Genomic DNA, 18982 nt, shown 5'->3' on the forward strand with positions numbered 1-18982 from the left:
ACCAAATCCTGATACTCAGGACTCTTCTCTATAAACGCCGCAACAAACCAACACTGCGGCGCCACCTTCAACCCCCGCGCCCGAGCATCATCCAGCGCCGTCTCCGCCATCAGCGCCCCGATCCCGCGCCCCTCAAACTGCGGCTCCACCATTGTGTGCGGCATGACCGCCACCCCGTCCCGCACCGAATAGGCGAGGACGCCTGCCAGCGCCCCATTCACCCGCGCCTCGTACCGCCCGCGCTCCTTGTTCTCGACCACGGTGACCTTGCCAGGAACCTCGCCGCTGACCTCGCCGCTCACAACCCGCCTCCGGCTCCCTCTACGATCTTCAGTAGTGTTCGCATCAGCGTAACCGGGACCGCTTTTATGCCCATCGGCTTTATGTCGTCGGGCTGGTAGGAGGCAGGCTGTGTCATCAACCGTCGTGACAGGGGACGGCGAGGGGCTTCGGATCCACCCCGAGGTGATCGACGCGCTGGAGTCGGACACGCCGGTGGTGGCGCTGGAGTCCACGATCATCAGTCATGGGCTGCCGCGTCCGGACAATCTGCGGGTGGCGCGGGAGATCGAGCAGACGGTGCGCGATCACGGTGGGGTGCCGGCCACTATTGCGATGATCGACGGTAAGCCCTGCGTCGGGTTGTTCGAGGAGGAGTTGCGGCTGATCGCCGAGTCCGATGCGGTGGTCAAGCTCGGCGTGCGGGATCTGGGTGTGGCCGCTGCCAAGGGGCTGCACGGGGCGACCACCGTGGCGGCCACCGCGTCGCTGGCGGCGCAGGCTGACATCGACGTGTTCGCCACCGGTGGTCTGGGCGGTGTACACCGGCAGGCGCGGGACACGTGGGACGAGTCGGCGGACCTGACCGCGCTGTCCCGGATTCCGATGGCCGTGGTGTGCGCGGGTGTGAAGTCGATCCTGGACGTCCCGGCGACCCTGGAGCGCCTGGAGACGTTGAACGTCCCGGTCTACGGCTACCGCACGAACCAGTTCCCCGGCTTCTACCTCACCGACAGCGGCTACCCGCTGGAGTGGAGCTTCGACTTCGCCGAGGAACTGGCCGACGCGGTGTTGCAGCACTGGCAGATGGCCTGGCCGGCGGTGTCCAGTGGGGTGCTGATCGCCAATCCGATCCCGGTCGAGGACCAGATCGACCCGATGCTGCACGACCGGATCCTGACCGACGCGCTGGCCGCCGCGGAGAAGGGCGGGGTCACCGGTAAGGACGTCACCCCGTTCCTGCTGGAGTTCTTCCACCGCGAGACCGACGGCGAGTCGCTGCGCGCCAACGTGCTCCTGGTCAAGCGGAACGCCGAGTTGGCCACCCGGATCGCCGCGGAGATCATCGCCGCCGCCCCGAGCCAGTAGCCGCGCCGCCGATGGTCCTGCCGCTGTTCCCGGCCGAGACGTCGGCGCCGATCCTGGTGATCGGCGACCTGATGGTGGACGTCCTGGCCCGGCTGGAAGGCCAGCTGGTCGCGGCCTCCGACAGTCCCGGCCGGATCACCATGCGCGGCGGCGGGTCGGCCGCCAACACCGCCGCCTGGCTGGCCGCCACCGGCACCGAGGCGCTGTTCGTGGGCTGCGTCGGTGACGACCTGCCGGGCCGGGAGGCGGCCGAATTGCTGCGCGCCGGCGGCGTCCGCACGGTGCTGAAGGTGGACCCGTCCCGACCCACCGGCACGGTGGTGGTCCTGGTCGACCCGACCGGCGAGCGCACCATGGTCCCGGACCCCGGCGCCAACTGCGCGCTGACCCCGATGGACCTCCCCGAGGACGAGTTCGTCCCCGGCCGCCACCTGCACCTGTCCGGCTACACGATCCTCAACCCGGCCACCCGCGCGGCCGGCGTGGCGGCCTTGGACCTGGCGCGACGGCGGCAGATGACGACGTCCGTGGACGTCGCCTCCGCCGGCCCGCTGGCCGCGGTGGGCCCGGACTGCTTCCTGGACTGGATCGGCGACCCGTTCATGCTGATCGCCAACCGCGACGAGGCCGCGGTCCTGACCGGCATCGACGACGATCCGGTCGCCGCCACCAGGGCCCTGACGGAGCTGTGCCACCAGGTGGTGGTCAAGCTGGGCGCGGACGGCGTGGTGCGGCACGACGCCTTGCTGGACCGGACCATCCGCGTCCCCGCCGAACGCCTCGGGCCGGGCGAGCTGATCGACACGACGGGAGCGGGGGACGCGTTCGCCGCCGGGTATCTGGCCGCGTGGATGCGCGATGAGGACCCCGAGGAGGCGCTGGCGGCCGGGTGCCGGCTGGCGGCCCGGGTGATCCGGAAGGTCGGCGGGCGGCCGTAGAAGTGGGCGGGGCGTAGAAGTCGGCGGCTGTAGACGTCGGCGGGGCGTAGAAGTCGGCGGGCGGCCGTGGGACCTGGGAGCATCGAGGCCAGCGGCCGGGAGCACCCAGGCCAGTGGAAGGTCCGCCGACCAGGGAGAGAACATGCGGAAGATCGTCGTGTACGAGTTGCTGTCGCTCGACGGCGTGGCCGAGGACCCGGACCGCTTCTTCGGCTGGGACGACGTCCTGGACGCCAATCTGAGTACCGTCATCGAGTCCCAGGACGCGGTCATCCTCGGCCGCCGCAGCTTCGCCGAATGGGCGTCGTTCTGGCCCGACGCCGACATGGAGCCGTTCTCCGGCTTCATCAACGGCGTCCAGAAGTACGTCGCGACCTCGACGCCGCTGGACCAGGACTGGGCCAACTCCACGGTGATCGAGGGCGATCTGGTCGACTTCGCCCGCGATCTCAAGCAGCGGCCCGGCGGCGACATCGGCGTCCACGCCAGCATCACCGTCGCGCAGGCGTTGCTCGCCGCGGAGCTCGTCGACGAACTCAAGCTGGTGGTGGCGCCCAAGACCGCGGGGCAGGGCCGCCGGCTTCTCGACGGCCTGCCGCCGACGTCGTTCGAGCTGGTGCGCGGTGTCGCGTCGCCGACCGGGCACCTGGTCTTGGACTACAGCGTCGCGCGCTAGTCGTGGGCTAGCCGCGCGTTAAGAGCGCCCCTGGCGCTCCCCGTAGGCGCGGCTACACCACCAGCCGCAGATGCCGCTCAGCGGCCCGGATACGCACCGTCTGCCCCCACCCCAGCGCCAGCCGGTCGGCCTCGATCCCGTCGCCGAACACCACCAGCGACTCGCCCTCGATGCGGATCGTCAGCTCCGCTCCGTCCGGAAGCAGTCCCTCGGTCAGGGAGGCGCCGGTGGCCGGGCCCGGCCACGCCTCCCGCACGAACCACCCCAGCTCCGGATCGGTCGGCTCCGGCAACGCGATCCGCTGTGCGCGCTGCCGGGAGACCGACAGCAGCCAGCCGGTGGCGCCGGTGCCGGACCCGACGAGCAGCCCCGACGACGAGTGGTGCTCCTCCTCGCCCTCGGGAGTGCTCAACAGGTAGCGCGCGGACTGGTGCCCGGAGTGCCCGAGGTAGACCTCGTTCAGGGCCAGCAACGACTCGCCGTCGTCGGTGGCGGCCGAGACCATGGTGCGGGCCTCGAACCGGGCCTTGCCCGCGCCGACCCGCGCGAGCAAGGACTCGAAGTCCTTGGGGGAGTGGCGGACCAGGACCCCCATGTTGCGCCCCGGATCGGGGTCGATGCCGATCACCGGCTGGCCGTCCAGGTACTTCGCGGTGTTGGCGACCAGACCGTCCTGGCCGACCACCACCACGACGTCCTCCGGCTCGAACAGGAACCGCGGGAGGTCGGCGCGCTCGACGGTGCCCCGGCGCCACTCCCTGGGGATCCCCGTGGAGACCGCCTGCACCGCGCCGCTCAGCATGTCGTGCCGCTTCTTCACAGACGACAGCGAGATCCCGCGCCGCTTCTGGACGAACTCGGCCTGCCCCCACGTTCCCTGCTCGGTCACGAGCTCGTCCCGCTCGCTGTGCCGGTGCACGACGACCACCCGAGGCGCCACGGACATGGTTCAGGACTCCACACTCTGCGCGGAACCGCTCGATACCGAACCACCCGCCAACTTCGTCAGCAGCCCGGTCACCACATCCGGCGTCAGGTTCACCGTCCCGATCTCCGGCAGCTGCCCCGCGAACTCGCGCAGCGCCAGCGTGAACAGCACGCTCCGGTCCAGCCCCGCGTAAGCGGCCAGCTTCGCCGCCTCGTTCTCGTTCTGCGCGGCCCCCACCGCCCGCAGGTCCTCGACGTTCGCCGAGGAACGGGTCCGCAGCGCGTCCGCGTCCGCCTGCGCGACGATCCGCGCCCGCTCGGCGTTGGCCGCCATGCTGATCCGGGCCCGGTCGGCCTCGCCCTCGGCTGCGATCCGGGCCCGGTCGGAGTCGCCCTCGGCGGCGATCCGCGCCGCGGCCGCCTGCTCGGTGGCCCGCCGCCGCGCGTTCGTGCCCTCCTGCGCGACCAGCTGCTCCTCGCGCGCCGCCAACTCGATCTTGCTCTGCAACTCGTTCTCGGTGATCGCGCGCTCCCGCTCGACGGCCAGCGCCCGCCGCTCGAAGCCGGCCCGGTCCGCCTCCTGCTGGATCAGCTCCCTGGTCGGGGTGCGCAGCGCGCGCTCCACGTCGGCCTCCGGCTTCACCGCGACCACGCGGACGCCGAGCACGCCGATCCCGGTCTCGGTCAGGCGCTGGTCGGCGGCCAGCCCGCCGGTGATCCGCTCCTGGACCGCCGCGGTGCCCGAGGCCAGCGTGTCGGCCAGCTCCAGGGTGGCGATCAGGGTCAGCGCGTGCTGCTGGGCCAGTTCGGTGAGCAGCATCGCCACCTGCTCCAGCGGGGTGGTGCGCCACTGGCCGGAGACCGGGTCCACGGCGAAGTCCAGGCGCCGGGTGGCCAGGGCCGGGTCGACGAAGCGGAAGGTCATCGAGGCCTGCACCGTGACGTCCTGGAAGTCCTTGGTGCGGGCGTGGAACAGCATCGGCAGCTCGCGGTCGTCCACCGGCACCTCGGCCAGCACCGCGGTCAGCGGCCGGAACCAGAAGGCCTGGCCGGTGCCCTCGTGCGCGACCTGGCCGCGCCGCAGGTGCACCACGTGGTTCGTCGGGCTGCCCCGGAAGTGGCTCAGGAACAGCCGCTTGGTGATGTCCGCCATTTTCTCTCCCCCTGGTACGTCGGCTAGTGCGTCGGGCTAGTACGTCGGCTAGTACGTCGAACGCCTTTTCAAGACGCTGCGACGGTAGTCCTCCGCACCTCTTATCGTCAAGCTGACGAAAATGGACTCCCCGGCCGTTGGGAGACTCAACATCCGCATACTCGACGCCCAGGCCGGACCGCTATGAGGAAACGCCCTGATCCGCCCCGAAGGGCGAGGCCCCGACCTGCGGGTGATCATTCCGACGGGTGACATCGGCCCGACTATCGGCTAAGAATCCTCAAGTCCGCCCCCAGTGCGGCCGACGACAACAACATGAGCATTCCTACACACATGACCGGGACCCTCGCGCCCGTCGACTCCCTTCCCGCCTCGCCCTCACCCGTCGCCAACACCCTGGCCGCCGCGGCCGGCGGCATGGCCGACTCCTACCTGTCCCTGCGCGCCGGCACCCAGGCCCGCGGCCTGCACGGCCAGCTGGTCCAGCAGCTCGGCCGGATGATCGTGGCCGGCGAGCTGGGCGCGGACCGGCCGCTGGTGCCCGAGGAGATCGGCCGCCGCTTCGAGGTCTCGCGCACCGTGGTCCGGGAGTCGCTGCGGGTCCTGGAGGCCAAGGGCATGGTGACCGCGCGGCCGAACGTCGGGACCCGCATCCGTCCGGTGCCGGAGTGGAACCTGCTGGACCCGGACGTCATCGAGTGGCGGGCGGCCGGCGTCGCGGGCCTGGACCAGTGCCGCGAACTGGCCGAACTGCGCTGTGCCTTCGAGCCGCTGGCCGCGCAGCTGGCCGCCGGCCGGCTCTCCGACGGTGCCGCGGCCCGGCTCTCGGAGCTGGCCGTGCTGCTCAAGCAGGCCGCCGCCAACGGCGACCAGCCCGGCTACGCCAAGGCCGACGGCGAGTTCCACGCGCTGCTGGTCGCCGAGTGCCCGAACCGGATGGTGGAGCACCTGGCGCGGGTGGTCACCGGGGCGGCCGAGAGCGCGGGCATGCGGCGCCGGTCGTGCGGGCCGATGACCGACGGCGGCGCGGCGGCGCACCAGCGGCTGGCCGACGAGGTGGCGGCCGGCGACGGCGCGGCCGCGGCCAGTGTGATGCGTGCCATGCTCGCCACGCAGCTGGAGGAGCCGGCCCCGGCCTACGGGCTGCCCGGACAGCGGGGACAGTGAACGACCGGTGATCGGCCCGCCCCGGTCGGTGACCGGCGGGCGTGATCAGTGGTGCGGGGCACCGCCGCCTCGGGGGACGTCGTAGGGCGTGCAGGAAGGCGGTGCCCACCGATCCCGGGTATCCGGTGCCGGGGGAATACATCGGCGTGCCACAATGCTATGTCGCGTGCAATGCGGAACGACCGGGTGCGACCGGTTGGAGCCGCGGCGCGATCGGAATCTTCCACACGAACCCGGCACAGAGCAAGACGGCCCGCGAGGACTTGCGGACCGTATCCCGGCTCACGTCGGAAGCGGGTGGTTGCCATCCAGTAGCGAGAGGGTTTTCGTGTCGGCCAGCACTTCCCGTCCACTGCCCGCCGAGATCGCCGAGTCCGCCCACCTCGTGGCGCTCATCGAGCGGGGCAGGGCGCAGGGACACATCGCCGCAGACGAGGTGCGGCAAGCCTTTGAAGAGGCGGACATCCCGATGGCCAAGGCTAAGAGCGTAATGCGAGCCCTGACCACCGTGCTGCACGAGGAGGGCGTCGACCTGACGGTCAACGCCGCCCAGAGTGCCGGGGTGCCGCGCAAGCGCGTCGCCGCGGCGAACAAGACCGCGGCCAAGAAGACGACGACGGCCACCGCGGCCAAGGCGACGACGGTCAAGAAGGCCGCCGCCAAGACCGCCGCACCGGCCGTCGCAGCCGCGAACGGCGCTTCCGACGAAGCGGACACCGAGGCCGGCAAGGCCGGGGTGAAGAAGACCGCGGCGGCCAAGCCGGGCGCGGCCAAGAAGACCGTGGCGAAGAAGGCGGCCTCGGCCGCCGACGGAACCGATGCCGATGCCGATCCGGGCAAGAAGGCGGCGGCGAAGAAGACCGCGGCGCCGGCCAAGAAGGCGGCGTCCGGCAAGAAGGGCGAGGACGGCGAGGACGCCGAAGTCGAGGAAGACGTCGACTTGGAGCTGGAGCTGGAGGAGGACGGCCCCGACATGGAGGCCGCCACCGACGGCGAGGAAGGCGAGGAGACGACCGAGTCCGACGGGCCGGCGACCCCGAAGGAGGAGGGCTTCGTCCTGTCGGACGACGAGGACGACGCCCCGGCCCAGCAGGTCGCCTCCGCCGGTGCCACCGCGGACCCGGTGAAGGACTACCTCAAGCAGATCGGCAAGGTCCCGCTGCTCAACGCCGAGCAGGAAGTGGAGCTCGCCAAGCGCATCGAGGCCGGCCTGTTCGCCGAGGAGAAGCTCAACGACGGCGAGCCGCTGACCCCGGAGTTCCGGCGCGAGCTGGACATCATCGCCGAGGACGGCCGCCGGGCCAAGAACCACCTGCTGGAGGCGAACCTGCGCCTGGTGGTCTCCCTGGCCAAGCGCTACACCGGCCGCGGCATGCTGTTCCTGGACCTGATCCAGGAGGGCAACCTGGGTCTGATCCGCGCCGTGGAGAAGTTCGACTACACCAAGGGCTACAAGTTCTCGACCTACGCGACGTGGTGGATCCGGCAGGCCATCACCCGCGCCATGGCCGACCAGGCGCGGACCATCCGCATCCCGGTCCACATGGTCGAGGTCATCAACAAGCTGGCCCGCGTCCAGCGCCAGATGCTCCAGGACCTGGGCCGCGAGCCCACCCCGGAGGAGCTGGCCAAGGAACTGGACATGACGCCCGAGAAGGTCGTCGAGGTCCAGAAGTACGGCCGGGAGCCGATCTCCCTGCACACCCCCCTCGGCGAGGACGGGGACAGCGAGTTCGGCGACCTGATCGAGGACTCCGAGGCGGTCGTCCCGGCCGACGCGGTGTCGTTCACGCTGCTGCAGGAGCAGCTGCACTCGGTGCTGGACACGCTGTCCGAGCGCGAGGCGGGCGTGGTCTCCATGCGGTTCGGCCTGACCGACGGCCAGCCGAAGACGCTGGACGAGATCGGCAAGGTCTACGGGGTCACGCGCGAGCGGATCCGGCAGATCGAGAGCAAGACGATGTCCAAGCTGCGGCACCCGTCGCGGTCTCAGGTGCTGCGGGACTACTTGGACTAGGAGTCCCGGCGGTTTCGTCGGCAGGGGCCTGGAGCGTGGTTTGCTCCGGGCCCCTTCGCTGTCTTCACCCTTTGGAAGGATCTCGTGTGGGGGGCGGGGGCCTGCGCGTTTGCCCCGAATATTATGCAAGCGTAATATTCGGAGAAAGGTAGACGCTCGTGAGCTATAGCTTGGAGATGGTTCCAGAGGTCCGGGCTTGGCTGCACGAGTTGCGTAGGACCGATCGCTCGACGGCCCTGCTCGTGGGGCAGGCAATTTCGATGTTGCTGGAGGCGGGGCCGGAACTCGGCCGACCGTTGGCGGACCGTATCCACGGCGCGGCGTTGCACCATCTGAAAGAGCTCCGCCCAGGCTCGACGGGGCGGAGCGAGGTGCGGATCTTGTTTGTCTTCGACCCGCGGCGCCGGGCAGTGCTCTTGGTTGCCGGGGACAAGGCCGGGCAGTGGAATGCTTGGTATCGCGTTGCCGTGCCGCTGGCGGAGGCCCGCTACGCCGCATATCTGAAGGAGCAAGAAGGACGATGAGCACCCATAGCTACGACCGGCAAGGGTTCCTCGACGAGTTCTTCCCTGATGCCCGGGATCAGGCCGAGATCGCTTCCGGCATGGAACGGCTGCGGGCTGAGCAGCGTGCCTTCCGCCTGGCTGAGATGCGGCGGCGGATGGGGCTGACCCAGGTTGAGGTGGCGGAGCGGATGGGGATCAGCCAGGGGCGGGTCTCCGCGATCGAGCATGCCAAAGACGGAGCCACCGAGCTGCGCACACTGGCCGCGTATGTCGAGGCGCTGGGTGGTCGGCTGGAGATCGTCGCGGACTTCGGCGATGAGCGGCTGGCGTTCTCGGAGCCGGGCGACATGACGGCTGCGTGACGACCCGCGACCGGACAGCGAGTCCAACGAAACAACCGAGCCGATCTGTGACTCAGCTCACAGACAGCGAAGGCCCCGGCTCCATTAGGAGCCGGGGCCTTTCGCAACATGCAGTAGCCGTTATCGGATCGTCCGTTACAGGTCTACGCAATCAGGGCCGGGTATCGCCGCGCTGAACCCTCAGCGCTCGTCCTCAGCGGTGGCGGTCGCGGTGGTGGTCTTGGTCTCGGTCTCGATCAGCTTGTCGGTGAAGTCGTGTATCTCGACTGCTACCTTCGCCAGGCTCTCGCTGTACTTCTTGCCGTGGTGAGCGCAGAAGAGGAGCTCGCCGCCACCCAGGACGACGCGCACATAGGCAGCAGCACCGCAGCGGTCGCAGCGGTCGGAAGCCTTCAGGGGCTCAGTCGGAGTCAGGACTGCAGTGGTCACGTCGCACCTGCTTTCTGTGTGGTACCCGGAACAACATCAAAGCAGGCGTTCGGTGTTCCCGCGCTAGTGATTCGGCGTCGAAAGCGTCACGTTCGCTCAGAGCGTACGGGGAAAGGGGACGAACCATGAGGAAACTCAACGTTCGGTGTCGACGACGGCACACAGGGTGAGTGTTCTCCCATCAGAGTGTTGTCCCGGTCACATGGTCTCGCCGGGGGGAGGCTCCCGGTACGCTGGCCCTGCCGTCGCTACCATTGATGCGAAACTATGTTCGAGTGACGTGAGTCGATCACGGATCGACGAGGGAGAGGAAGGTCCGCAAGTGAGTGCGCAGGGCAGGCCCGCGCCGTCCACCGAAAAGGACGGCTCCTACACCGCGCGGCACCTCCTTGTCCTCGAGGGACTGGACGCGGTCCGCAAGCGGCCGGGCATGTACATCGGCTCCAACGACGGCCGTGGTCTCATGCACTGTCTGTGGGAGATCATCGACAACTCCGTGGACGAGGCGCTGGCCGGGTTCGGGGAGCAGATCGAGATCATCCTGCACAAGGACGGGTCGGCCGAGGTCAAGGACTCCGGCCGGGGCATCCCGGTCGACGTGGAGCCCAAGACCGGGCTCTCCGGCGTCGAGGTCGTGATGACGATGCTGCACGCCGGCGGCAAGTTCGGCGGCGGCTCCTACGCCGCCTCCGGCGGGCTGCACGGCGTCGGCGCCTCGGTGGTGAACGCGCTGAGTTCGCGCGTGGACATGGAGGTCGACCGCTCCGGGAGCGTGCACGCGATCTCCTTCCAACGCGGCATCCCCGGGGTGTTCGCCGGCGATGGTCCGGACAGCAAGTTCAAGCCCGAATCCGGGCTGCGCAAGGTCGGCAAGGTCTCCCGGGCCAAGGGTGCTTCCCCCACGGGCACCCGCACCCGGTTCTGGCCGGACCGCCAGATCTTCCTCAAGGACGCTGAGTTCGTCCTGGAGGAGCTGCACGCCCGGGCCCGGCAGACCGCGTTCCTGGTGCCGGGGCTGACGATCAAGGTCGTCGACCAGCGGGACGGCGGGGACAACGAGGAGGTCTTCTCCTACGCCGGCGGCATCTCGGAGTTCGTGGAGTTCCTGGCCCCGGACCGGCCGATCACCGACACCCTGCGGTTCACCGGCTCCGGCAAGTTCACCGAGACCGTGCCGGTGCTCGACGAGCAGGGGCACATGACCCCGGCCGACATCGAGCGCGAGCTGACCGTGGACGTGGCGCTGCGCTGGGGCACCGATTACGACACCGTGATCCGCTCGTTCGTGAACATCATCGCCACCCCCAAGGGCGGCACCCACCTGGTCGGCTTCGGCAAGGGGCTGCTGAAGGCGGCGAACGAGCAACTGCGGGCCAGCAAGCTGCTGAAGGTCAACGACGACGACGTGATCCGCGAGGACGTCTTCGAGGGGCTGAGCGCGGTGGTCACCGTGCGGCTGGCCGAGCCGCAGTTCGAGGGCCAGACCAAGGAGGTCCTGGGCACCCCGGCGGCGAACCGGATCGTGACCCGGGTCGTGGACAACGCGTTCAAGGACTTCCTGACCTCGGCCAAGCGCGCCGACAAGCCGATGGCGCGCGGCGTCCTGGAGAAGATCGCCAACGCCGCCCGCACCCGCATCACCGCCCGGCAGCACAAGGAGGCGCAGCGCCGCAAGAACGCGCTGGAGACCTCGGCGCTGCCGGCCAAGCTGGCCGACTGCCGCTCCGACGACGTCGACCGCTCCGAGATGTTCATCATCGAGGGGGACTCGGCGATGGGCTCGGCCAAGGCCGCCCGCAACTCGGAGTTCCAGGCGCTGCTGCCGATCCGCGGCAAGATCCTCAACGTCCAGAAGTCCTCGATCGCCGACATGCTGAAGAACACCGAGTGCGCGGCCATCATCCAGGTCGTCGGGGCCGGCAGCGGCCGCTCGTTCGACCTGGACCAGGCGCGCTACGGCAAGGTGATCCTGATGGCCGACGCCGACGTCGACGGCTCGCACATCCGCTGCCTGCTGCTCACCCTGTTCCACCGCTACATGCGGCCGATGCTGGAGGCCGGACGCGTCTACGCGGCCGTCCCGCCCCTGCACCGCATCGAGGTGATCGGCGCGGGCCGGGCGAAGAACGAGTACATCTACACCTACTCGGACAACGAGATGCGCCGCACGGTCGCCGAGCTGATGAAGAAGGGCAAGCGGATCAAGGAGCCGATCCAGCGCTACAAGGGCCTCGGCGAGATGGACGCCGACCAGCTGGCGGAGACCACCATGGATCCCCGCCACCGGACGCTGCGGCGCATCACGGTGGCCGACGGGGAGTCCGCGGACAAGGCCTTCGACCTGCTGATGGGCAACGACGTGGCGCCCCGCCGGGAGTTCATCATCAGCTCCGCGGCGGTCCTGGACCGATCCCGGATCGACGTCTAGCCGTGGCCTCGGTGGGCGGGCCGGCCGCACCCAGTTCGGTGCTGCCGGCCGGACGGGGCGCCGTGTGCCGGGCGGTGATGGGGTGGCTGACGGGGCCGGGGCGAGCCGACGCCGGCTCTGGTGTCTCTGGCGCCGGGATCGGGACCGGGGCGGGAGCGGGGGCCGCGGAAGCGGTCGCGCCGAGCCTGCTGCTGGTGACCGGGCCCCGGGGCGCGGGAAAGACGTTCACGCTGGCGTGGGCGGCTTCGGAGCTGGCGGTGTTGGCGCAGGCCGCCGATGACGAACGGTTCGCGTGGGTCTCGGCCCGCGGGCTGACGCCGCGGGTGCTGGCCTGGCAGCTGGCCGGGCAGCTCGGGGTGACGGTCGGCGGCGCGGCGGGATTGGCCGCGGCCATCGGGGGACGGCTGCGGGAGAGTGTGACGGGGGCCGGAAGCGAATCCGCGAGTGGACTCGGGGGCTCGGGGTTCGGGCCGGGAGTCGCGGACGGGGTCGCGGCCGACGGGCTCAGCGGCGGAGCGACGCTCGGCGCAGGCCTGGGCGCGGGCCTGGGCGCGGTGCCTGAAGCGGCCGGTGACGCCGCTGCCAAAGTGACCGTCGCCGTGGCGGCGGTCGGCGATCCGGGTGACCAGGGTTCGAACAACGACCCCGCCGACCGGGCCGCTCGCGTCCCGGCCAGCCGGTCGGCCACCTGGGACCTGGCGAGTTCGCCCATAGCCGGCGACGACGTCGGCCGCTGGTCGCGCGTCACGATCCTGATCTCCGAGCTCGATCTCGCCGGCCATCTGCGCGACGGCTCGGCGCGCGAGGCCGTGATCGCCGAACTCCTGGCGCCGTTGTCGACGGTCCCCGGGGTGCGGCTGATCGTGGAGTCGGCGCGGACCGACGTGGCCGAGATCGCGGCCGGGGCCGAGGCGCCGGCGACCGTGATCGATCTGGGCGAGGCGCGGTGGACCGATCGGGCCGAGTTCGCGGCGTGGCTGGACGACCTGGTGCCCTCCGGGGGCGCGGCGGCCCCGCAGGCGTATCCGAACCCCACCAAGGCGCGCGAGATCCTGAGCCTGGCCTCGCACCGGCACGCCGGGCTGCTCGCCGCCAGCGACGAGCGGCCGTGGAAGCTCGCGGCGGTGCCGTTCGACGTCGCGTTCCGCGAGGGCATCGCGGACCAGATCGTGCTGGAACCGGCGAACCTGGTGCTGGTGCAGCAGCCCGCGTTGTCCACGGCCATCGACGCGCTCGGCAGCGCGGTCGCGCCGGGGACGCGGGCGGCCTGGCGGGTGGCCGGGCAGGCGCTGACCAACTCCACGACCATTCCCGAGCGGGCGGCGATCCTGCACGGCGCGGCGCTCGCGGTGGGCGACCACTCGCTGGCCGAGGCGGTCGCGCCCTACACGCGCGGCACGCGGCCCTCGGACGGCGCGACCGTCGGCGACCCGATCCCGTGGTTCACCCGCTGGGCCGGTTGGCGTCCGCTGCCGCCGGACACGCCGCGGCCCATGCCGTGGCCGGGGCCGGTGGCGGCGCTCGCGGTGGCGGCGGGGCTGGTGAATCCGCCGGCCGCGGTCGTCGATGTCGCGGCGGGTTTGGCGGCGGTGCCACAGGCCGGTGTCAAGAACGACCTCGCCGCAGTGGGCATCGGCGGGTCCGAGCCTGCCGACCCCGGCGCCGCGCCGCCGAGTCAGCCAGCCGAGCCAAACCTGGCAAGCCACCCGGGCGACCCGGGCCAAGCCAGCCAGCCAGGCCAGCCGACCGCCGTCGCCGAACTCGTCGAAGCACCCCCGGCCGCCCACGCCAGCCCCGGCATCCTCCTCACCCCGGTCACCTCCTCCTCGGCCGGTGCCTGGCTCCCCGACCCCGAGCCGGTCCCGCCGCAGGTCCTGGTCGCCATCGACGACCTGGCCCGCGCCTACCGCCTCGACCCGCGCAGCGGTCGGATCATCGGGCGTCCGGCGGCCCCGGTGATGGTCAAGGCCCGCACCGCCGCCGTCGTGGACGCCGCGCCCAGCCTGGTCCTCACCGACTCCAGCCGCCGCCTGGCCGCGCTGGGCCCGGGGGCTCCGCGCGGGGCGGTGGCGGCGGTGCGCGACGTGCTGCCCGAGACCGTCGTGACCGCGGTGGCGGTCGCGCGCGAGGCGCTGGTGTTCGGCGCAGCGGACGGCCGCGTCCACGTGTGGCACGCCGGGACCGAGGAACTCATCGCCGATCCCGAGGACCAGCACTCCGGGGCGGTGACCGCGGTGGCGGCCATCTGGATGCCCGAGGTGGACGTGCTGTTCGCGCTGTCCGGCGGGCAGGACGGCACCTTCCGGTTGTGGGCGGTGCCGGCCGACGCCAGCCTGCTGCCGGTGGAGGACCGCGGAGTGCCGGTCACCGCCGTCACGGCCGCGCTCACCGAGCTGGGCCCGGTCGCGGCCGTGGCCTGGTCCGACGGCTACGTCACGGTCTGGGACCTCGACGACGCCCGCACCGGCCGCCCCATCCCGCTGGGCTGGGCCCCGAAGGCCCTGGCGCTCGGCGGCGACGGGCTGCTCATCGCCGCCGGTGACGACGGGCTCATCGCCATCGACCTGCACCTCCACGACTTCTTCGAGGGCTGAGGTCTCCGCGGGGAGCTGAGGTTCTTCGAGGGCTGAGTTTCTTTAGGGCTGAGGTCTTTCGAAGGGCTGAGCTCCTTCGAAGGCTGAGACCGCTACGCGCTACCCGTCCAGGAGTCCGTCCCGCAGCGCGGCGATCTCCTCGTCGGTCACCCCGTGCGCCGCCAGGTACCCCGCGACGCTCCCGAACCGCTCCCGCACGTGCTCCAGCGACCCGGAGATCAGCTCCTCGCTGATCGGATGCTCGAAGATGATGTCCCCCCGATCCTTCGACAGGTTCTCGTTCGAAATCAGGTAGTCCGCGACGATCGCCTTGTCGCCGACCCCGAGCAGGTCCAGCACCATCGCCACCAGCACGCCGGTCCGGTCCTTGCCCGCCGTGCAGTGCACCAGCGCCGGCAGCGCGCCGGGCCGGGCCAACGCCTTCACCGCGGTGGCGAACGCCTCTCCGCTGCGGTCCAGCCACAGCAGGTAGAGGTCGAAGAACGTCCCGGTGCCGGAGCTGTCCAGCGTCGGGGCCACGTTGACCCGCTCGACCGGCAGGTCGCCGAGGTCGTCCGGCCAGGCCGCGATCTCGAAGGACTGCCGCAGGTCGATCACCGTCCGCAGGCCGATCGACGCCAGCCAGGCCAGGTCCGCCTCCGTCGGCCGGTTCAGGCGCGCGGTGCGCAGCAGCCGCAGCGGCCGGACGACCGCCCCCGACTCCGTCCGCAGCCCGCCGATGTCGCGTGCGTTCTTGATCCCGGTCAACGGCACATCAGTCATATCAACGGATCTTATCGACGCCGCCCGCCCGCAGTTCCAGCGGTGTGCCGTCGGCCTTGCCGCAGCTCTCCGGACGCGGGACCAGCGCGTACGAGCCCCGGACCGACACCTCGTAGGCCCGGCCGTCTTCGTGCTCGACGACCGCCGTCCAGGCCGGCTCCGGGTCGCCGGCGGTGGCCGTCACCGACGCGACCGCGAACACGCCGTCCGCGGACTCGTCCAGCGCGTCCCGCACCGCCAGCTCCGCGACCTGCCCGGGACGCGACCACGTCGAGCGCCCCCGGCAGCCGTCCACGACCATCCGCCCCTGCCGGGCCGAGGCCAGGACCCGGGACGCCGAGGCCGGGTCCAGCCGGCCGTAGGAGTACCCGGACGGCAGAACCACCGCGGTCGGCGCGAACCGGTGCCCGCCGAGGTGCGTGATCTCCCAGACCGCGGGCGCGGTGTCGGCACCCAGCCCGGATGAGGCCGGAGCCGCCGAAGCAGGCAGAGCCGCCGAGGCAGTCAGACCCGCCGAAGCAGTCGGAGCCGCCGAGGCTGCCGTAGCAGCCGCCTCCAGCGCCTCCACCTCGACCGCGACCCGCCGCCCCACCGTCGCGCAGCAGGCGTCCCGCTTCCCGTTCGTACACACCCCGAGCAGCGGCGTATCCAGGAACACATGCTCCAGAGCGTCCACCGCCCGCCGGTCCCCGGCGTCCAGCGCGGCGAAATCGAGCTTCAGCAGGTCGGTCGGATACGCCACCACCCCGGTCGCCAGCCACGTCCGCTTCGGATGCGTCGAGGCCGCGTACCACCGCCGGTGCGCCGGCTCATGCTCGTGGTGGTCCTCCACCCGGCGGATCAGCGCCAGCCGAATGCCGGTCCCGGCCGTCCGTCCCTCCAACTCGGCGCCCAGACTCTGGTCCAGCCGGCTCTCGGTGACAGCCGCCCGGCCCCACGGCCCCGGCTGTTCCAGCAGCAGCCACGCGCCGGCCACCGCCCCGGTCCCGGCCACCGGTTCGCCCAGTTCCCGGGACAACACCGAACACGCGTGGGGCTGGGGTGCCGGAAGTTGATCGTCACGCATGTCTTCGACCCTAACGCCGAAAACGCACCCTCCCACACCGCTCGCATTTGCCGGCCGGCGGGTTCACGATGGTGGCAGGAAGGAAGCTCGGGGGGTGCCCTGATAGGTAGGTGTGGCCATGTCCGAGACCCGGCAACCCGAAGAAGCCGCCGAAGCAACCGCCCCGGAAGCCCGTCGCTACGGCTTCCCCGCCGTCTACGGCCATGAGGTGTGCGCGCTGCGCACAGTGGCCCGCGAGGACTGGGACGACTCCCAGCCCGGGCGCGTCCAGCTGCTCCGCTGGCGCGAGGGTTCCGGTGCCCTGGTGCGCGACCTGCCGCTGACCCGCCTGTACGTCTGGGCCCGGGCCGGCCGGATCAGCTTCGGCGCCCCGGACGGCCGGACGGTGGACGTGGTGCTGCTCGGCGAGCCGGAGACCGAGGGCCTGCGGCTCGGGGCGCCCTGGCCGCAGAGCCACGACCGCGCCAGCACCGCCTCCAACCTGGCGCACGGCGTGGTCTCCGACATGAAGAACGCGGTCACCTTCCCGGCGTCCTTCCCGCGCATGATGCGGGTCAGCGGGGAGCGCAACGCGGTGCTGGACTCGCTGGTCGCCTGGTGCAAGCGCGAGGTCCCGGACATCCACATCCTGCGGGGCTGGTTCCGCAGCTCCGAGGGCCCCTCGCGGCACCAGGTCAGCGGCTCGCTGCACAAGGGCCTGATCGGCGAGCCCGGCTGGCTGCCGGACACTGTCGGGGCGCACCCGACCGGATGGTCACCGTTCCATAACGACCGCAACGCGCACAGCGGGACCGCACGTCCTAACGCGCATGAGCACCCTTCAGGAGCTTGAGCTCGCGGCGACGCGGCCCAAAGAGGTCTACGGCGGGGACGCCAAGATCGTCTGCGACAACCTGGTCCGGATCTACAAGACCGACGGCATCGAGGTCCAGGCCCTCCAGGGTCTGGACCTCCTGGTGCGGGCCGGGGAGCTGGTGGCGATCGTCGGGGCCTCCGGCAGCGGCAAGTCCACGCTGCTGAACATCCTGTCCGGGCTCGACACCCCGACCGCCGGGGTGGCCAAGGTCGGCGGCTACGACCTGCTCACCATGAAGGGCCGCGACCGGCTGCGCTACCGGCGCGAGACGGTCGGCTTCATCTGGCAGCAGACCGCGCGCAACCTGCTGCCGTACCTGAACGCCGCGGACAACGTCGCGCTGCCGATGGGGTTCGCCGGCAAGAAGCGCAAGTACGCGCGGCGCCGCTCGACCGAGTTGCTGGACCTGCTGGGCGTCGCCCACTGCGCCGACCGGCGTCCCGGGCAGATGTCCGGCGGCGAGCAGCAGCGGGTGTCGATCGCGGTGGCGCTGGCCAACGACCCCGAGGTGGTGTTCGCCGACGAGCCGACCGGTGAGCTGGACTCGGCCACCAGCCAGCAGGTGTTCGACGCGCTGCGCACCGCGAACGGCGAGCTCGGGGTCAGCATCGTGGTGGTGACCCACGACCACGAGGTGACCGACCAGGTCCAGCGCACCGTGGAGATCCGCGACGGCCGCACCTCGACCGAGATGCTGCGGCGCGGCGGGGAGGACTCGACGGCCGAGCAGTTCGCGGTCCTGGACCGGGCCGGCCGGGTGCAGCTGCCGAAGGAGTACCTGGAGGCGCTGCGGATGAAGGACCGGGTGCGGGTGGCGAAGAACCCCGACCACATCGGGGTGTGGCCGGACCTGGCGCGCGGTGCCGCCGGTCCCGCGGGTTCCACCAGCCCGGCGAGCGAGGAGGACTAGTCCGGTGGGGGACATGATCGAGATCGAGGGGCTGCGCCGGACGTTCGGCTCGGGGGAGAACGCCGTGCACGCGGTCGAGGACGTGTCGTTCGCGGTGCCCGAGGGGCAGCTGTGCGCGATCGTCGGCCGCTCCGGCTCGGGCAAGACCACGCTGCTGAACCTGATCGGCGGCCTGGACAAGCCGGACGCCGGACGGATCGCCGTGAATGGCAGGCAACTCGCCGGACCGGGCCGGAACCTGGGGGAGAAGGAGCTGGCGGCGCTGCGCCGAGACCTGTTCGGGTTCGTGTTCCAGTCCTTCGCGCTGATCCCGATCCTGTCGGCGGCCGAGAACGTCGGCATCCCGCTGCGCCTGCGCAAGACCGCGGTCGCCGAGCGGGAGGAGCGCGTGGAGCTGCTGCTGAACATGGTCGGCCTCGGCGACCACATGAAGCAGCGGCCCGGCGAGCTCTCCGGCGGCCAGCAGCAGCGGGTGGCGCTGGCCCGGGCGCTGGCCAACTCCCCGCGGGTGCTGATCGCCGACGAGCCCACCGGCCAGCTGGACTCCGAGACCGGCCGCGCGGTGATGCGCCTGCTGCGCGCCGTGGTCGCGGCGGAGAACGTGACCGCCCTGGTGGCCACGCACGACCCGCTGATGATGGACCTCGCCGACCGGGTGATCACCATCGGCGACGGCAGGCTGCTGGCGGACTCCGACGCCGAGAGCGCGGGCGTCGGAGCCGCGGCGGAGACGTTGGCGTAAGCCGGCCCAGACCCCAGACCCCAGACCCCGGACTCAGAGCCCAGACCCCAGACCCCAGACTTAGAGCCCAGACCCCAGACC

At 71.2% G+C, this 18982-nt stretch carries 18 protein-coding genes; 12 read left to right on the forward strand and 6 right to left on the reverse strand.

The features are described 5' to 3' along the window. Window positions 1-302 (reverse strand): GNAT family N-acetyltransferase (locus IZR01_RS53715; RefSeq protein ID WP_323747215.1); only part of this gene is annotated, 302 nt, incomplete at its 3' end. A 109-nt stretch (window positions 303-411) separates the two neighbouring features. Between IZR01_RS53715 and IZR01_RS37365 the strand changes: the two genes are divergently transcribed. The 3 genes from IZR01_RS37365 (at window position 412) to IZR01_RS37375 (ending at window position 2982) form a co-directional block, all read left to right on the forward strand. After that, window positions 412-1368, forward strand: a complete 957-nt coding sequence (locus IZR01_RS37365) for a pseudouridine-5'-phosphate glycosidase (protein ID WP_323746648.1) — start codon at window positions 412-414, stop codon at window positions 1366-1368. Between the two features lie 11 nt (window positions 1369-1379). Further along, window positions 1380-2306, forward strand: coding sequence for a carbohydrate kinase family protein (locus IZR01_RS37370; protein ID WP_194898414.1), 927 nt, complete (start codon window positions 1380-1382; stop codon window positions 2304-2306). 142 nt (window positions 2307-2448) lie between these two features. Beyond that, window positions 2449-2982, forward strand: a complete 534-nt coding sequence (locus IZR01_RS37375) for a dihydrofolate reductase family protein (protein ID WP_194898413.1) — start codon at window positions 2449-2451, stop codon at window positions 2980-2982. 52 nt (window positions 2983-3034) lie between these two features. Here the strand turns inward: IZR01_RS37375 and IZR01_RS37380 are convergent, their stop codons facing one another. Beyond that, window positions 3035-3928 (reverse strand): NAD(+)/NADH kinase, encoded by an 894-nt coding sequence (locus tag IZR01_RS37380; RefSeq protein WP_194898412.1) that lies wholly within the window; start codon window positions 3926-3928, stop codon window positions 3035-3037. Between the two features lie 3 nt (window positions 3929-3931). Continuing rightward, complete coding sequence (locus tag IZR01_RS37385; RefSeq protein ID WP_194898411.1) at window positions 3932-5062, reverse strand: SPFH domain-containing protein; 1131 nt, start codon at window positions 5060-5062, stop codon at window positions 3932-3934. Window positions 5063-5377: 315 nt separating this feature from the next. Here IZR01_RS37385 and IZR01_RS37390 point away from each other — a divergent pair, with 315 nt between their 5' ends. The 4 genes from IZR01_RS37390 (at window position 5378) to IZR01_RS37405 (ending at window position 9114) form a co-directional block, all read left to right on the forward strand. After that, complete coding sequence (locus IZR01_RS37390) at window positions 5378-6229, forward strand: FadR/GntR family transcriptional regulator (protein WP_194898410.1); 852 nt, start codon at window positions 5378-5380, stop codon at window positions 6227-6229. A 328-nt stretch (window positions 6230-6557) separates the two neighbouring features. Beyond that, entirely contained in the window at window positions 6558-8246 is a 1689-nt protein-coding gene (locus IZR01_RS37395) for an RNA polymerase sigma factor (protein WP_194898409.1), read from the forward strand. A 176-nt stretch (window positions 8247-8422) separates the two neighbouring features. Continuing rightward, a complete protein-coding gene (locus IZR01_RS37400; protein WP_194926622.1) occupies window positions 8423-8770 on the forward strand; it encodes a type II toxin-antitoxin system RelE/ParE family toxin in 348 nt (115 codons plus the stop codon). Beyond that, window positions 8767-9114, forward strand: a complete 348-nt coding sequence (locus IZR01_RS37405; protein ID WP_194898407.1) for a helix-turn-helix domain-containing protein — start codon at window positions 8767-8769, stop codon at window positions 9112-9114. The genes IZR01_RS37400 and IZR01_RS37405 overlap by 4 nt, the downstream gene beginning before the upstream one ends. A gap of 180 nt (window positions 9115-9294) precedes the next feature. Here the strand turns inward: IZR01_RS37405 and IZR01_RS37410 are convergent, their stop codons facing one another. Further along, window positions 9295-9543 (reverse strand): DUF7455 domain-containing protein, encoded by a 249-nt coding sequence (locus IZR01_RS37410; RefSeq protein WP_194898406.1) that lies wholly within the window; start codon window positions 9541-9543, stop codon window positions 9295-9297. 322 nt (window positions 9544-9865) lie between these two features. Between IZR01_RS37410 and IZR01_RS37415 the strand changes: the two genes are divergently transcribed. Both IZR01_RS37415 and IZR01_RS37420 read left to right on the forward strand, forming a co-directional pair. Continuing rightward, entirely contained in the window at window positions 9866-11971 is a 2106-nt protein-coding gene (locus IZR01_RS37415; protein ID WP_194898405.1) for a DNA gyrase/topoisomerase IV subunit B, read from the forward strand. A 194-nt stretch (window positions 11972-12165) separates the two neighbouring features. Continuing rightward, the gene (locus IZR01_RS37420; RefSeq protein ID WP_194926619.1) at window positions 12166-14565 is read left to right on the forward strand and encodes a hypothetical protein; all 2400 of its coding nucleotides are present in this window, start codon (window positions 12166-12168) and stop codon (window positions 14563-14565) included. 99 nt (window positions 14566-14664) lie between these two features. Here the strand turns inward: IZR01_RS37420 and IZR01_RS37425 are convergent, their stop codons facing one another. Together IZR01_RS37425 and IZR01_RS37430 are read right to left on the reverse strand one after the other, a co-directional pair. Further along, window positions 14665-15327: a tyrosine-protein phosphatase gene (locus IZR01_RS37425; RefSeq protein ID WP_194926620.1), complete on the reverse strand. Its 663-nt coding sequence runs from the start codon at window positions 15325-15327 to the stop codon at window positions 14665-14667. A gap of 1 nt (window position 15328) precedes the next feature. After that, complete coding sequence (locus IZR01_RS37430; RefSeq protein ID WP_194926621.1) at window positions 15329-16393, reverse strand: ferredoxin family protein; 1065 nt, start codon at window positions 16391-16393, stop codon at window positions 15329-15331. A gap of 118 nt (window positions 16394-16511) precedes the next feature. Here IZR01_RS37430 and IZR01_RS37435 point away from each other — a divergent pair, with 118 nt between their 5' ends. The 3 genes from IZR01_RS37435 to IZR01_RS37445 are packed head-to-tail and all read left to right on the forward strand — an operon-like array spanning window position 16512 to window position 18901. Next, the gene (locus tag IZR01_RS37435) at window positions 16512-17225 is read left to right on the forward strand and encodes a hypothetical protein (protein ID WP_194899393.1); all 714 of its coding nucleotides are present in this window, start codon (window positions 16512-16514) and stop codon (window positions 17223-17225) included. After that, window positions 17203-18159 carry an ABC transporter ATP-binding protein gene (locus IZR01_RS37440; RefSeq protein ID WP_194899392.1) on the forward strand — a complete coding sequence of 319 codons (957 nt, stop codon included), beginning with the start codon at window positions 17203-17205 and terminating at the stop codon, window positions 18157-18159. The genes IZR01_RS37435 and IZR01_RS37440 overlap by 23 nt, the downstream gene beginning before the upstream one ends. A 13-nt stretch (window positions 18160-18172) precedes the next feature. After that, on the forward strand, window positions 18173-18901 hold the full coding sequence (locus IZR01_RS37445) for an ABC transporter ATP-binding protein (RefSeq protein ID WP_194899396.1): 729 nt from the start codon (window positions 18173-18175) through the stop codon (window positions 18899-18901). The last annotated feature ends 81 nt before the right edge of the window (window positions 18902-18982 follow it).

The organism is Catenulispora pinisilvae, from assembly GCF_015356865.1.
Classification (GTDB): Bacteria; Actinomycetota; Actinomycetes; order Streptomycetales; family Catenulisporaceae; genus Catenulispora; species Catenulispora pinisilvae.